Source organism: Kribbella qitaiheensis (assembly GCF_014217565.1).
Taxonomy (GTDB): Bacteria; Actinomycetota; Actinomycetes; order Propionibacteriales; family Kribbellaceae; genus Kribbella; species Kribbella qitaiheensis_A.
Genome location: NZ_CP043661.1, coordinates 7,886,244 through 7,900,869, shown reverse-complemented (window position 1 = coordinate 7,900,869; position 14,626 = coordinate 7,886,244). Strand labels below are relative to the sequence as shown.

At 69.0% G+C, this 14,626-nt stretch carries 11 protein-coding genes; 6 read left to right on the top strand and 5 right to left on the bottom strand.

All coding sequences use genetic code 11. The features are described 5' to 3' along the window. Nucleotides 1–51: 51 nt before the first annotated feature. Nucleotides 52–588, bottom strand: a complete 537-nt coding sequence (locus F1D05_RS37340; protein ID WP_185444926.1) for a hypothetical protein — start codon at nt 586–588, stop codon at nt 52–54. Nucleotides 589–736: 148 nt separating this feature from the next. On the opposite strand from F1D05_RS37340, the gene F1D05_RS37335 reads away from it, so the two are divergent. From F1D05_RS37335 to F1D05_RS37325, 3 genes are read left to right on the top strand one after another with little or no spacing between them, the layout of a single operon-like run. Continuing rightward, nucleotides 737–7,735, top strand: coding sequence for a hypothetical protein (locus F1D05_RS37335; protein WP_185444925.1), 6,999 nt, complete (start codon nt 737–739; stop codon nt 7,733–7,735). A gap of 10 nt (nt 7,736–7,745) precedes the next feature. Further along, entirely contained in the window at nt 7,746–8,273 is a 528-nt protein-coding gene (locus F1D05_RS37330) for a hypothetical protein (RefSeq protein WP_185444924.1), read from the top strand. After that, nucleotides 8,273–8,824, top strand: coding sequence for a hypothetical protein (locus tag F1D05_RS37325; protein ID WP_185444923.1), 552 nt, complete (start codon nt 8,273–8,275; stop codon nt 8,822–8,824). The genes F1D05_RS37330 and F1D05_RS37325 overlap by 1 nt, the downstream gene beginning before the upstream one ends. Before the next feature lie 131 nt (nt 8,825–8,955). Here the strand turns inward: F1D05_RS37325 and F1D05_RS37320 are convergent, their stop codons facing one another. The 3 genes from F1D05_RS37320 to F1D05_RS37310 form a co-directional block, all read right to left on the bottom strand. Beyond that, nucleotides 8,956–9,210 carry a hypothetical protein gene (locus F1D05_RS37320; protein WP_185444922.1) on the bottom strand — a complete coding sequence of 85 codons (255 nt, stop codon included), beginning with the start codon at nt 9,208–9,210 and terminating at the stop codon, nt 8,956–8,958. A gap of 401 nt (nt 9,211–9,611) precedes the next feature. Continuing rightward, nucleotides 9,612–10,178: a DinB family protein gene (locus F1D05_RS37315; RefSeq protein WP_185444921.1), complete on the bottom strand. Its 567-nt coding sequence runs from the start codon at nt 10,176–10,178 to the stop codon at nt 9,612–9,614. A 10-nt stretch (nt 10,179–10,188) separates the two neighbouring features. Next, nucleotides 10,189–11,667 (bottom strand): cobyric acid synthase, encoded by a 1,479-nt coding sequence (locus F1D05_RS37310; protein ID WP_185444920.1) that lies wholly within the window; start codon nt 11,665–11,667, stop codon nt 10,189–10,191. A 683-nt stretch (nt 11,668–12,350) separates the two neighbouring features. On the opposite strand from F1D05_RS37310, the gene F1D05_RS37305 reads away from it, so the two are divergent. The 3 genes from F1D05_RS37305 (at nt 12,351) to F1D05_RS37295 (ending at nt 14,117) form a co-directional block, all read left to right on the top strand. After that, nucleotides 12,351–12,644 carry a GNAT family N-acetyltransferase gene (locus F1D05_RS37305; RefSeq protein ID WP_185444919.1) on the top strand — a complete coding sequence of 98 codons (294 nt, stop codon included), beginning with the start codon at nt 12,351–12,353 and terminating at the stop codon, nt 12,642–12,644. After that, nucleotides 12,641–13,174, top strand: coding sequence for a YbaK/EbsC family protein (locus F1D05_RS37300; protein ID WP_185444918.1), 534 nt, complete (start codon nt 12,641–12,643; stop codon nt 13,172–13,174). Before F1D05_RS37305 ends, F1D05_RS37300 begins: the two co-directional genes overlap by 4 nt. A gap of 73 nt (nt 13,175–13,247) precedes the next feature. Beyond that, on the top strand, nt 13,248–14,117 hold the full coding sequence (locus F1D05_RS37295; RefSeq protein ID WP_246486285.1) for a helix-turn-helix domain-containing protein: 870 nt from the start codon (nt 13,248–13,250) through the stop codon (nt 14,115–14,117). A 67-nt stretch (nt 14,118–14,184) separates the two neighbouring features. Here F1D05_RS37295 and F1D05_RS37290 read toward each other — a convergent pair whose 3' ends face one another. Continuing rightward, the gene (locus F1D05_RS37290) at nt 14,185–14,616 is read right to left on the bottom strand and encodes an organic hydroperoxide resistance protein (protein WP_185444917.1); all 432 of its coding nucleotides are present in this window, start codon (nt 14,614–14,616) and stop codon (nt 14,185–14,187) included. Between the last annotated feature and the right edge of the window lie 10 nt (nt 14,617–14,626).

Sequence of the window (14,626 nt, the reverse complement as noted above, 5' to 3'; positions counted from 1 at the left end):
TGGCCTCGAGGTACCAACCACGCCCTCAGGCCCCGGCTCGTGGCGAGCCTGTTACCGACCTGCGGCTCCAGCAGCGATCAGGGCACGTTCTTCCGGGGTGAGCAACTCGGTGAATGTCCCCGGCCCGCCGTACAACTGGTCTAGATAGGTGTACAGCCCCTGCAAGGCTCGTCCGACCTCGCCGGGCCAGCCGTCCGTGGACGCCAGCTCCGCGGCCAGTCGCCGCCCGGCGGCCAATGTCACCGCCGCGTTCACCGGTTGATCCAGCCTGACAAGGGTGTCGTAGAGCGGATCCGCGTCGGCCCCGGCAAGATCGATCGGTACGCCGTGGTCATCGAGCGCCACCGCGCCGGTCCGCGTCCTTCCCCTGGTGCGCTGGACCAATCGGGCCAGCGAGTCCAGCTCCGCCCCGGCCTCGAGACGGTCGAATCCGGCGCCGCCGGAGAGCTGATCGAGGTAGTCGCAGAGAGCGGAGAACAGCTCGATCCCGTCGTACTCGAGCTCGTTGCCGGCCACCTGCCGCAGCTGCGCGACCATCCGCCGCGCCTCCGGGACGGTCCACTCCGATGGGCTCAGCCGGTCGCTCATGCCGTGATGATACGAGCCGGTCCGGGGGTAAATCGTTAACGGATCGCGAGCATTGAGTGGCTGGCAGGTAACCCCTGCTTTGCTAACGTCCCGGTCTACGAGACTGCAACGGCTGTCCGGTGACCCGGATGCGAACAGGGGCTGCCTGGTGACAACTCCCGTGATTCCCGCCGTCGAACCGGCTGATCGCGCTCACGCGGCGCTGGGGACGGCACTCGGTGTCGTCGCGCCCGAGGCGCTGTTGCTCAAGGACGGCGGCGTGAGGCTGACCGGCGATCGCGATGTCCTCGGCGCCGAGGCGATGGGCCGGCTGGTCGAGCGGTTGACCGCGCGGGCGGCCGACCAGGCTTCCGACGACCGCATCCTCGCCGAGGCGACCGCTCTGCTGGGCGCCGAGATCACCCGTGCGCGTGGCGGCAGGGTCCCGGCCGACGGATCCACTGCCGCGCTCGACGCACTTCTCGACGTACCGGATCTGTCCGCACGGGGTCGCCGGGAGGCGGAGGTCCTGCTGCGCGGCGTACTTGAGGGCAGCGCCGATACCTCAGACTCGGCCGCAGCCCGCTTGGCGGAGCTGACTGCCAGGGAGCGGCGACCTCAGACGGCAGACGTGGTCGATGCCGCGCGGGACATCCACCGCGAGGCACAGGTGCTCCGGCGGACCCAGCCCAGCGCAGTACGGCGTACAGGCAGCGGGCGGCATCGCAACACGGTCGGGTACCGGCGCGTGGCGCTCACCACTGCGCCAGAGCAGCGCAGGACCGGCCTGGTGGCCACTGGCCGACCCTCTGCGCAATCTGATCTCACCGACGACGCAGTACTACGGGCGCTCAGCCAGGTGCAGCCGTCTGACCTCGGCGGCAGCATCACCGCGACACCGACCTCGCTGGACCTACCGAAGCTGGCAGTGTTCGAGACCGCCGCACACGGCAAGCAGCACGTGCGGGTGGAGATCGCCGACCCCGGCTATGCCCGGGTTGCCGCGGCCGATGTTCGCTCGGGCAGCGCCAACGACCCCCACGTATTACGGGTCGCCGCGCGCGTGGACGATGCGCAACTGGCCCGGATCTGGGTCAGCCAGTTCAGCCGGATCCAGCAGGAGGTCGGCCGGAACAGGCCGCGGGGATTCGCCGACCGGGTCCGCTCCGCCTTCAAGCGGGAAGGGCGCGATCGTCGGCTGGCCGGCCAGTACGACGAGTTCCGGCTGCTCACCAGGAACTGGCGCGAAGCTCGCGGCCAGGTCGCCTCGACCGGTCAGGTCAGCGGTCCGCAGAGCGTCGAAGGGCTCGAGCGGGATCTGCGCGGCCTGGCCACCACGATCGGCAGGCGGGGCGGCACTCCCCCGGCGCTGCCGTGGGAGTCGGGCGCCAACGTAGTACCGGTTGTCGCGTCGGCCGGGATGACGACACCTGCGGTGACTGCGGCACCGAACACGCCGGCTCACCTTCGCGAGCGCGTCAACGTCGAGATCGCGACGCTGGACCGCACGGTCGCCGACCTCACCGGACGCGTTACCGCCAAGGAGGCCAGCGCCGCCGCCGCAACTCTGGAGGCCGGTGAGAAGACGGAGAAGGCCGGCGACGAGTCGGCCAAGAATGACCAAGGCGCGCCGGAGCGGGCTCGTAAGTTGCTCGTTGAGGCGTCGGCCGCCGACGGCAAGGCGCGGCGACACACCGAGCAGGCGGCGCATTTCCGGGCCGCCGCCACTGAGGCCGGCAAAGCCAAGGCGGCTTATGTTGCGCTAGGCAATGAACTGGACGCGGTCGTCGCGGACCCGCGCAAGTCGATCGCGGATGTATTGCCCTTGTCGGAGGCGGCCGCGGCCCAGACCGAGGCGTACCAGACCAGTCTCGCCAAGGCCCTGCCACGCAGGGATGTCCTGCACAGCGGGGCTGCGACCGGGCGGCTGCCACATCTGACCGCGCTGACCTCGCATCTCAACCAGATGCTCGAGGCCAAGAAGATTCCGCATCGCTTCACCACGGAGATGCTGCACCGGACCCTACGGGCCGAGTTCCGCCGGGTGATGTCGCCGGACGGGCTGGTGCTGCCGCTCGGAGGCGATCCTTCGGACGACGTCCGCCAGCTGGCCCAGGTCCGGTTGAAGTTGCAGCCCGGCGAGCTTGCCGAAGTACTGGATCCGGACGTGAAGCTGGCCGAACTGATGGTCGGCCAGCTGGAACAAGGCGGCCACGGCGTTTCGGGGACCTCGACCGGGACCTTCGGCCGCAACGGCGGGTTCAGCCTGAAGACGCTGATGGCGATGATGCCGGCCACCGATCCGGTCACGGCGGCCGCCAAGGTCGTTGCCCCCGGCTACGAGTTCGCGTTCGGCCGGAGCCGTTCGGTGACCACGGCGGCGACGGAGTACGCGCTGGGTGGAGCGGTCGAGGACAACCGGGGCGAGTCGCAGCTGTTCGAGGGCGACGCGGGCTGGGAGGTCGACGTCCGGACCTCCGCGGTGGCGGACTGGTCGCCGGCCGGGCGGGTGGACCACTCCGGGCCGCGCGACTCCGACTCGCTCAAGATGTGGCTGTCGGCGGCGTACGTGGTCGATCCCCCGCAGGACACCGTCACCATCGGCGCGGACCGCGACCCGGCGTTGCCGGAGCACGTGGCGACGGACGTGCGTGGTCTCGGCGAACTCGTGGACAAGACGGTTCGCGGCACCCGCGAGCGGCTCAACGTGCTGGACCGGGTCGCGCACGACCAGATCCGGAACCTGATCACCGAGGAACTGCCCAGCAGGCTGGACGAGGCCACCAAACCCGGCGGGATCGGCCGGTTGATCTACAGCGGCGGCGAGCCCGTCGCGTACGCGCAGGTGGAGACCGAGGTCGGCTGGGAGAAGGTCGAGCTGGTCGGTGAGACCAGTAACGAGCATTGGCAGGAGCGGCTGCGGGTCGGCTTTTCGGGTGCCACCGGCAACGAAGGCTTCAGCGCGAACAGCTCGGCCGCGCTGACGATGGGCTATGCGGGCGACGCGTTGTCGGACGTCTACTCGACGAGCATCGACTTCGGTCCGAGCGCGAAGGCCGGGCGGAGTACGTCCCGCAGCGACAGCATGAGCGCGGGCGGCGTGGCGATCCACCCGAGCGTGCAGCGCTACGTCGGCCCGACCCAGGGCTACCGGATGACGCTCAAGCACACGGTGACCGTGCACAAGGTCGGTAGCAAGGCCAAGTTCACCGAGAACGGCGAGGGCAGCGCGCTGCTGCGGATCCCGGAGAACGACGCCTACCGGTACGGGCTTCCGGTCGACAAGGCCGCCATCGTGCTTAAGCCTGACGGCCAGCCGATGGAGGACAAGCTGGGACGTACCTTGCTGCGTGGCGATCCTCAGCCGACTGAGCCGACTGAGGAAGACCTCAAGCTCGCGGACTGGCTGGGAGACAAGAAGGGGCAGATGCGCGGCGCCGGGCCGGCTCTGGTTCAACACGTCACGGGTGCGGACAAAGCGCTCGCCGCCACTGCCCGCGCGCTCAGCGCGCAGAAGCTGCTGCCGCCGCTCGATGAGCATGGCCGGCCCCAGCTGGATGCGTTGCCCGAGGACCCACTGCTGCGAGCCAGCCAGCTGCAGAACTACGAGCGGCTCAGCCAGCACCTCTCTGCGCTGCGGCTGGAGACCGGCTACGACCAGGCCGCACAGGGCGGCCTTCCGCTCGTCCTGGTGAAACACAGCGCCGGACATGCGCCGGAGTACAGGACTTTCCGGATCGGTCTGCATCAGCGGTCCGATGAGGCCATCTGTCTCGGGGTCACCGACTCCCAGGCGGTGGTGAACCTGGACATCGCGTCCAGGACCTCCGGGCGCTCGGGTGGGCGGTCCAAGGGGCTGCCGTGGAGCGTCAGGTTCGGCCTCAGCAACAACCCGGCCACAGGGCATGCCGGGCAGACGCCGCAAATCGGTCCAAGCTACGGGCGGGCTTCGCTCGGCCGGTTCATGAACTGGGCCACCGGCGGCACGGTCAACCAGGTTGCCCTGGTGGAGAGCACTGCGCCGGTCGCGGTCTTCGACGTACCGCACACCCTGGTGGTGACCGAGGTCACCGCAGCCGGTGACAGTGACCCGCTCGTCGAGGTGGACGGCAGCGCCTCGGTGGTGCTGGACAGCGAGATGCTCAAGCAGAAGGACGTTCCGCCGGCCACTCCGTTCAACGGGCAGACCAGTGAGGCCGTGCTCGAGCAGGCGAAGCTCCTGCATCTCGATGTCGGCGACCCGATGGCGAAGATCCAGGCGGCGCTCCCGGCCGCGTCCCGGCCGGACGGGCCTGGCTACCACCACCTTGCGGCGTTCCTGAGTGCCAGGAGCCTGATCGCTCACCCGGAGTGGAAGACCGCGGAGTACCGGACCAGGATCGGCCTCAGCCCGGCGCCGAGTTCACCCGCGCAGGCAATCGCCCAGCAGGGACTTCGCCCCCGGCGGGCGACCGTGGCGCTGACCGGGAAGGTGGAGAACCATGTCTTCCTGCGCGCGACCCACCAGGTCACCGGCGACATCAACCTGACGCTCGGCAGCTACAGCAACACCGATGGGAGCTCGACCGGAAACACCGCGGGAATTTCGGGCGGCAGCGGCGTGGCTGGTGCCGACGGCAGCGCGATCGGCGGGTCGGCGGGTTGGAGCCGCAGCGGCAGCGAGTCGCGGTCCCGCAGCGAGACCCAGATCTGGGGCTGGGAACGGCTGCGGATCGAGATCGGCCAGCACTACGTCTTCAAGGCCGACCTGAATTTCACCGCCGAGGTGGCTGACGGGGAGTCGGCGAAACCGCGGCAGATCAAGCTCGATGACGGCACCATGCTGTTCACGCTGCCGGAGCGCGACGCCCTGCGGATGTACGGGCGGCGAGAACTCGATCTGCCGCTGCACCAGGTGGCCGACGCCGCCGAGCGGTTCCTCAACGACGACCTCACCATGGATCGCCGTACCGCGGCTGCCTTCGTCCGTCGCTACGAGTCGGAGAAGTCCGGCGTCACCGAGGGCCTGGCTGGAACCCACACCCGTGAGCAGCTCGCTACCAAGATGCGAGAGGTCGCCGGCATGGGCGAGGCTGCCGCCGGCACCCCTGAGGCGGAGCTGGAGAACACCCTCGACACTGCCGACGAGGTGGTCGAGAAAAGCACCGAGGTCTCGCTGCCCGAGCACTACAACACGATGATGGGCGCGGCTCTGGTCGAGAAGACTGAGTTCACGAACGAGGCGGGCTCGGTTCTCGACGTACACGGCGCGGTGAAGTCCGCGCTCGAACAGGCTGCGCCGGGCCGCTTCGAGAAGGACCCGATCCTGTCCGAGAGTCTGTACGGCGATCTGGCCGGCAAACGCTGGCGGGGTCACCTCGACGACATGCTGGACCCGCGCGGCTTCGTCAAGGAGTACCCGGTGCGGACGTCCGGCACCGGGCCGCCGGAGATTCTCCGGGTCCGGGTTCGCGCGGTCTTCAGCGGGCCGGTGGTCAGCGATGGCTCCGAGGAGAGCGCGATCAGCATCATCCAGGGTTACGACTACGAGGACATCAGCCGCAGCCGGACCCACAGCACCAGTCATTCCTTCAACACCGGTGCCGCAGGCAACGAGGCCGTCGGCGGCAACATCGGGGTGAGCACCGACCAGAGCCGGACGAGTTCGGCGTCCAGCGCTGAGCAGTCGACGATGCTGCAGCGCATGCTGCACGGCAAGACCACCCGGGTCGAGCGGCAGATGCACCTGCTCGTCGAGGTCGAGCGGCTGCCGGTCGCCGGCGGCAATACGAGGGGCATCTTGCGCCGCAACGCTGATCGGGCTGTGTCCGACAACCGGGGCGGCTACGGCGCGGAGCTGTTGTCCGGCCGGATGACCCAGCTCGTGCCGACCGCGGTGCTGAACGGCCCACCCACTCCGCCGATGGCCAAGGAGCGGCAGGACCATCGCGAGGTGGTGCTACCCGCGTCGTACTTCGTCGAGGGCACTCGCCCTTATCTACTAGGCGAACCGGAGACGGACAAGCTGTTCAACACGATCGCCGAGCGGCTGGCCGGGCGCGACATGCTGTCCGTCAACGGCGTCCGGATGCACCGCACCGAGCTGGAGAACCAGCTGTCCGCGTCGGTCCGGAGTGCGTCCTTCCACCGGATGGCCAGCGATGAAGGCCACAAGATGGTCCGGCTGCCCGTGCCCGGTCACGGCAGCCAGGTGGTCGACGTACGAGTGACCGCGCGGGTGTCCGACCTGCAGCTCGTCGGCAATCCGATCGAGAAGGGGCAGCTCGGTGTGGTCGACCGGATCCAGCGCACGGCCAAGACGTCGGCGACCGGCAACCAATGGGTTCCGGCGAGCGCGTCGGGTGGTAGTGGCTTCGGTGCGCTGGACGTCAAGGGTGGGGTGTCGGTCGGCGAGCAGGCCTCGTACACCGACTCCGACACCACCGGGGGCCGCAACGAGCTGAGCAGGTTCGAGGAAGGCACCCTGGTGACGGTCCGGGTGCGGGTCGACTACGACCTTTCCTTCGAGCGTTCGAAGCTGACGCGCGGCCGTGACGAGAAGCTGAAGAAGTCCGACTCGATGAGCCAGGTCGCGACCGGCGGGGCCTATCTGACGATGTTCGAGCACCAGTACCTGGAGATGCGGGAGCGGATGGAGACAGGCTCCTCGCTGTCCGAGGCGCTGGAGGGTCTCGATCCGCAGTTGGCCGGGCGTCATCAGTACGCGTTCGACCACACCGAGAACGAGGCCGGCCAGCCGGAGTACCACCCGTACCAGCCGATGCTGGACGCGCTGGCGGAGGCGCGGAAGGACGAGACCACGGTCCAGGTGACGATCAAGCAGCAGGACGGGCAGGAGCGCACCTACCAGGCGAAGCCGGACGGCACGATGCGCGGTCTGAACGACGGCGGTTTTGGTGCGGCCTTCGCGACGCTGCATCCGCGGATGGCTCAGCTGGCCGAAGGACGGGTCGATCTGCAGCAGTTGTTCAACACGACCGAGCGGACCAAGCACTTCAGCGGGGCCGTCTCGGAGGCGCTGCAGCAGGAGGGGGTGCCTGCCGCAGTACTGACCGAGCTGGATCATTCTCTTGCTGCCCGGGCCGCGGCGGGGCGTAGTACGGGCGATGGCGCGCGGCGTCAGGTGCAGACCAGCACGGCCAACCAGGGTATGCAGATCTCCACGTGAAGGGAACGGTATGGCGTTCGCGGTAGCTCGTACGACCGACGAGGCACATCTGTACGTCGAGCTGACGCCTTGCGAGGACTGCGGCGCGTTGACGAGCGAGTGGAGCGAGGGGCTGACTTCGGTCGACGGCTCGCTGGCCACGAGCTACGTCGGGGCGTGTCCTGGTTGTGGGATCGGGCGGGAGTTTCTGTTCGGGGTGCCGGCGGTGGAGACACCGCCGGGGCCGTTTCCTCAGTTCGGGGGCGCGGAACCGTCCGAGATCTTCGATGCCGGTCAATGGCTGGAGATCGCCGACTACGCTGCCGGGGATGTGCCGGTGGACGACCCGGTGGAAGCGGAGCGGCGGCTTGCTCTGGCGCAGGCTGCGGTCGATGAGGTGGTGAAGTTCATCCCCGCGGGTGAGCACGCGGTGCCCGACGACGCGTTCTGGACGGACGAGGGGTCGCGGATACGGGCCGAGGAACCGGGTAGGTTCCGGCTGGAACGATTGCTCGTGGTTCGCGACAGCTACCGCTACCCAGCTCGAGGAGATGCCTGATGCTTACCGCACGGACCCTGGCCGAGGCGCACGTCTATTCGAGCGTGATGGCCGCCGCGGACGCGCCGGACGCGGCTGCCGCTGACGCTGCTGAGGAGTTGGCCGAAGGGGCCGAGACCTGGACCCTGAGCGTGCGGGGCTACGACATCGAGGTCCCGTACGCCTCGGAGCAGGCGGCTCGTCAGGTGGGCGCGCGGTTCGGGCTCGGTACGTCGCAGTTGGTCGACGCCGGGCAGTGGGTGTTGGTGGCAACGACGTACGCGCGGCGGGCGCTCGACCTCGACCTGGCCTACGACAACGGCCCCGAGTCGGAGCGCCGAAGCATCGAACTGAACTGGATGTTCGCCGCGGACGCGCTGACAGAGGCGGTCAAGTTCCTCCCCGAGAACGCCGACGCGATCCCGGCCGAGGTCCTGTGGTCGGAGCTGGGGCGGCAGACGTACCAGCAGCAGCCCGCGCTGTTCGAGCGGGACAAACTGGTCGACGACCTGGAGTACTACCGAGGCACCCTCGACGACTTCCGCGCACTACACGGCGGCCCGTCGGCCTGATCGCCCACCCGGCCGCACCTCCGAGCCTTAGCAGCGACGGAGACATCCCAGAGCTTGGAGTCAAGCTGTGGGGGCGCAGCTACCCCGGATCCGGCGGGGAGGTGTGACCCGCCGGCGCCGGGTGCGGTCCGTTAGCCCATGCCGCCGGCGCCTACCTGCAGGAGTCGCAAAGGCTCAGGCATCCGCCGGCTCCTCGATCGGGCCGCTGGCCGACCCGCGTTCGCGCTGGCCTTGGTGAGGCCGGCCTTGGTGAGGCCGGCCTTGGTGAGGCCGGCCTTGGTGAGGCCGGCCTTGGTGAGGCCGGCCTTGGTGAGGCTAGCCCCGGTCCGGGGGTGCCCCGACCGATCGCCCCGCCGATTCGGCGTCTTTGAGCACCAGTTGAGCATTCCCCCGCGGTGGCCGTGCTCAACTGGTGCACAAGGCTCCCCCCGCTGTCGCGTTGTGGAGGGGGTGTCAGGTGCTACCGGTCGAACGCTGCTTAGCCTGCTCGGCGAGGGCGGGTTTGGGTCGTCGGCTGCCGGGGCTTTCGTCCGCTGCCGGGGTTTTCGTCCGCTGCCGGACTTATGGCGCGCTATCGGCCGAACGTCGCGTCAGCGGACCCGATCCCGGGCCACCCGGACCCGGGAACCACCCGGACCCGGGCCCCGCCCGCACCCCGGGAACCAGGCCCGCCCGCACCCCGGGAACCAGGTGGCGGCGAACCATGGTGGGCGGCACCACCCAGCGGACGACGCAGGAGCCGCGTGGGGCCTTCACCAGCCGGCGGCGGAGGAGGTGCGGAGCGGGCTTACCTGAAGGTGTCGGCGGCGGCCTGGATGTTTGTGGTGTAGGTCTGCCAGCCGGGTTGGTCGAGCAGGTGGGCGTCGGAGCCGCCTTGGCCGTCGATGAGTTCGCGGACTATGTCGGCGTGGCCGGCGTGGTGGGCGGTTTCGTCGACCATGCGGATGAGGAGGACGCCGAGGGTGCTCTGGCGACGCTCCTCCGGCCAGTGTGGGACCGAGGCGGGTGCGGAGAGGTCGAGGGCGGCGATCGTCTCGTCGCCGCTCGCACAGGCTCTGCGGTAGAGGTCGATCAGGTACTCGCTGGTCTCCGACGGTTGGGCCCACATGTCGGCGCCGTCCCAGACAGAGCCGTCTTCTTCCCACGCCAGAATGTCCGGCTTCGGGCGACCGAGGCTCGTGGTCAGGTAGACGTACTCGATCCCCGCGAGATGCTTCACCAGGCCGAGCAGGTTCGTGCCGGAAGCGACCAGCGGGCGGCGCAGGTCGTACTCGCTCAGCCCGTCGAGCTTCGACAGCAGCAACGCCCGGCTGTCCCGCAGCTTCGAATGCAGTTCCGCTTTGAGATCCGTCATGCCGAGGACGCTAACCCAGGACTCGGACAGTTTTCGGTGCGCCCGGCGGGACGAACGGCAGCCCGGCGGGAGCGCCGGCGGAGATCAACTCCAGCAGCGCAGTCGTATCGAGGTGCTCGTCGATCGCATCCGCGAGCCGATCGAGTCGCGCCTCGCGCAGCGCACTGAACGACACGGTCCCGTCCGGCGCCGCCTTCCCCGCCATCGCCGCGACCTCAGCCAGGAACGCATGCCGGGCCTCGTCGTCATCCATCAGTCCGTGCCAGATCGTCCCCCACACCACCCCCGACCGGCAGCCGCCAGGGAACTCCCCCGCGGCACCGACGACTCGCACCTCGCCGTGATGGATCTCGTACGCCGTCGGCGCCGGCCGCGCGAGCGTCTTCGCCACCGCGAACTCAGTTGCCACCGGCAACAACCCGAGACCGGCGTGACTCCCCCCACCCTCAACCACGTGCGGATCCTCGATCGCCCCGCCCAGCAGCTGATACCCACCACAGATCCCCAGCACCGGCCGTCCAGCAGCAACCCGCGCCACCACCGCATCCGCCAACCCGGTGGAACGCAACCACGCCAGATCAGCCGTAGTCGCCCGCGACCCCGGCAGCACCACCAGATCGGCATCGCGAACCTCGGCCGGACTCGCAGTGAAGAACACACTCGTCGTCGGCTCGACAGCAAGCGCGTCCAGATCAGTGAAGTTGCTGATCCGCGGGAACCGCACCACAGCCACCGAAAGCACGTCGGAATCGTGCGCCTGACGCCGGGCCGGGATATCCAGCGCATCCTCGGAATCCAGCCACAGCTCGGGCAACCACGGCAGTACGCCGTACGTCGGCCGCCCGCTCACCGAAGCGAGCATGTCGATCCCCGGCCGCAGCAGCGACACATCGCCACGGAACTTGTTCACGACGAATCCGCTCACCAGCGCCTGGTCCGCCGCCGACAACAGCGCTACCGTCCCGAACATCGACGCGAACAACCCACCGCGATCGATGTCGCCGACCACGACGACCGGCGCCCGCGTGTGCTGTGCCAGCCCCATGTTCACGTAGTCGGACTGCCGCAGGTTGATCTCGGTCGGGCTCCCCGCCCCCTCGCTGATCACCACGTCGTACCGCGAGGCCAGATCGTCGTACGCCGCAAAGGCCGCCTTTGCCAGCTCGGCACGCTCGGTGAGGAAGCCGCGGGCGGTCAACTCGCCCCACGGCTCCCCCATCAGTACTACGTGACTTCGGCGGTCGCTCCCCGGCTTCAGCAACACCGGGTTCATCGCCGCTTCGGGCTCGGCTCCGGCCGCGATCGCCTGGATCCACTGGGCCCGCCCGATCTCTGCCCCGTCGCCACAGACCATCGAGTTGTTCGACATGTTCTGTGCCTTGTACGGCGCGGCGCGGACTCCCTGCCGCGCCAGCCACCGGCAGAGCCCGGTCACCACGGTCGTCTTACCGGCGTCGGACGTAGTACCGGCAACCAGGAGTGAGCCCACGCCAAGGATCCTAGTGCCCCGGGTCGGAGGTTCTGTTAGCGATAGCGGTGGTCAGGTGCGTGCATCGCGGTGGCGGCGGAGCGGCCTCGATGCTCTGGCATCGTGGCCGTTTCGCCGCTGCCGTGAGGTGCGTGCCTGGGCGCCGGTAGCGCAACGGAACTTCCGACCCGGGACACTAGTGACTTGCCTGCGGTATGGACGCCTTTGTGCACCGGCTGAGCGTCCCCGGGCCCGCCCGCTGCTCAGGCCGTGCACAAAGGCGCGGAACGCCGCGTCGGTTGCCGACCTCTGTGCATCCAGTGAGCATCTTCCCGGGGGCGGGGTACTCAGCCGGTGCACAAAGACGCCCGCACCGGGGGAACGGGGGGCGGGGGGCGGGGGGCGGGGGCACGCACACGCCGATGGTGTATCCAACGGTCAGCGGAGGATCCAGGAGACGCCGAGCCTGACGACGATCATCCAGTGGAATCTTGTCCACGGCAATCGGTCCATCCTGGCCGGTACCAGACTCGGTATCGCTTGCCTTCGTCCAACACGTGCTCTGTACTCATCCGTCGCTCCACCACCTCGGGCCCGGTACAGATCATCCGTACCCCGCGAGTCACCGACCCCAAACCCACCATGGTTTCCGCGAGCCGGACACGGCCGGACAACGCGTACGGGGCGTGGATACAGTGGCTGGCATGGAGAACGAGATCAGCATCGCGGACGCCCGGGAACAGAGCAGGTACGAGGCGCGCGATGCCGGCGGGAATCTGATGGGCTTCGTCGACTACAAGCTCGTGGGCCCGGTGATCGCGTTTCTGCACGCCGAGACGCTGCCCGAGTTCCGCGGCCACGGGGTCGCCGGCAAGATCGCGGCCAAGTCGCTCGATGACGCCCGCGAGGCCGGGTTGCGGGTCAAGCCGGCCTGCCCGTTCTACAAGGACTACCTGAGCTCCCACCCGGAGTACGCCGATCTCGTGGACGCGCGGTGACTGCGCCGGTGCTGGGGAAGCTCAGCTGGCAGGCTGCCGCCGAGGTCCCCGAGCTGCTGGCTGAGCCGGTTCGCGCCGCACTCGGCGGCCTCCCGGCGTACGCGGCCGCTATCGATCCGGGACTCGCGGACACGGCTGCCTTCTGCGCGGAGTACGACGTACCGATGGCCGCGTCGGCGAACTGCGTGATCGTGCACGGCAAACGCGCCGGCGAGTCGACGTACGCGGCGGTGATGGTGCTCGCCACCCACCGGGCGGATGTCAACGGGGTGATCCGCAAGCATCTCGGCGTACGGAAGATCTCGTTCGCGGCGCAGGACGACGCGGTCGAGTCGACCGGGATGGAGTACGGCGGGATCACCGCGATCGGATTGCCGGCCGCCTGGCCGATCCTCGTCGACGAGGCGGTGACCCAGGCCGGGCTGGTCGTGATCGGCAGCGGCATCCGCGCGTCGAAGGTTCTCCTCGACGGCGCCGAGCTGGCGAAACTCCCCAACGCCACCGTGCTGGAGCTCGCCACTCCCACCTGAGTTCCGGATACCATCAAGGCTGACTCGGCGAGACGGAACGAGCAGGAGATGCGGGTTTGTGCGGGATGACGTCATGACGGTTGCGGACGGCGATGGTGGGCCGACCGCACTACGGATCATGCTCGGCGGGCATCTGCGCCGGATGCGCGAGGCAGCCAAGATCAGTCGTGCCGACGCCGGCTGGCAGATCCGCGCCTCGGAGTCCAAGGTCAGCCGGATGGAGCTGGGCCGGGTCGGCTTCAAGGAACGCGACGTCAGCGACCTGCTGGAGCTCTACGGACTGAACGACGAACAGGAGCGGGTCCGGCTGATGGAGCTGGCCCGGGCCGCGAACAACCCCGGCTGGTGGTCGCGGTACGGCGACGTGATGCCGAACTGGTTCGCCAACTACGTCGGTCTCGAGGTCGCGGCGAAGCTGATCCGGACGTACGAGGTGCTCTTCGTACCGGGGCTGTTGCAGACCGAGGCGTATGCCCGGGCGGTGGTCCAGCTGGGCAAGGCGTACCTGCCGCCGGAGGAGATCGAGCAGCGGGTCGCGCTGCGGGTGACCCGGCAGCAGATCCTGAACCGGGCGAGCCCGGCCCGCCTGTGGGTCGTCATCGACGAAGCCGTACTGCGGCGTCCGATCGGTGGGCGGGAGGCGATGTGCGAGCAGATCGAGCATCTGGTCAAGGTGTCCCAGCAGCCGAACGTGACGTTGCAGGTGATGCCGTTCAGCAGCGTCGGGTATCCGGGTGCTGGTGGCGCGTTCACGATCATGCGGTTCCCGGAAGGGGACCTGCCGGATGTCGTCTACATCGAGCACGCGGCGAGTGCGTTGTTCCTCGACAAGCTCGAGGATCTGGACGAGTACGCCGCGATCATGGAGGCGCTGACGATCGCGGCCGCGCCGGTGAACGACACGCCTGCGATCCTCGCCGAAGCGCTTGACCGGATGCGCTGAAATGGGCTGAACCCCACCGCTTCTGCGATGGGGTTCAAGGCGTCAACTGGCCGGAGGGGGCGGCCGGTCAGGCGACGGTCAGGGTGAACCTGATGTTGCCGCGAGTCGCGTTGGAGTACGGGCAGACCTCGTGGGCCTTGGCGACCAGCTCTTCGGCGACCGGGCGCTCGACGCCCGGCAGGCTGACGACGAGGGCGACCTCGAGGCCGTAGCCGGTGCCACCGTTGATCGGGCCGATGCCGACCTCGGCGGTCACGGTCGAACCCTCGGAGTCCTGCCGGGCCTTGCGGGCGACGAGCTTCAGCGCGCTGTGGAAGCAGGACGCGAAGCCGGCCGCGAACAGCTGCTCCGGGTTGGTGCCGTCGCCGGTGCCGCCCATCTCCTTCGGCGGCGCGACGGTGACGTCGAGCTTGCCGTCGTCGGTGGCGGTGCGCCCGTCCCGGCCGCCCTCAGCGGTCGCGCGAGCCGTGTACAGGACCTTCTCTACTGCAATCGTCACTGCTATCTCC

Excerpts from the sequence above, each read along its gene's own strand:
- F1D05_RS37340 (WP_185444926.1), bottom strand. The coding sequence starts at position 588 with ATGAGCGACCGGCTGAGCCCATCGGAGTGGACCGTCCCGGAGGCGCGG.
- F1D05_RS37330 (WP_185444924.1), top strand. The coding sequence starts at position 7,746 with ATGGCGTTCGCGGTAGCTCGTACGACCGACGAGGCACATCTGTACGTC.
- F1D05_RS37325 (WP_185444923.1), top strand. The coding sequence starts at position 8,273 with ATGCTTACCGCACGGACCCTGGCCGAGGCGCACGTCTATTCGAGCGTG.
- F1D05_RS37320 (WP_185444922.1), bottom strand. The coding sequence starts at position 9,210 with ATGCTCAACTGGTGCTCAAAGACGCCGAATCGGCGGGGCGATCGGTCG.
- F1D05_RS37315 (WP_185444921.1), bottom strand. The coding sequence starts at position 10,178 with ATGACGGATCTCAAAGCGGAACTGCATTCGAAGCTGCGGGACAGCCGG.
- F1D05_RS37305 (WP_185444919.1), top strand. The coding sequence starts at position 12,351 with ATGGAGAACGAGATCAGCATCGCGGACGCCCGGGAACAGAGCAGGTAC.
- F1D05_RS37295 (WP_246486285.1), top strand. The coding sequence starts at position 13,248 with ATGACGGTTGCGGACGGCGATGGTGGGCCGACCGCACTACGGATCATG.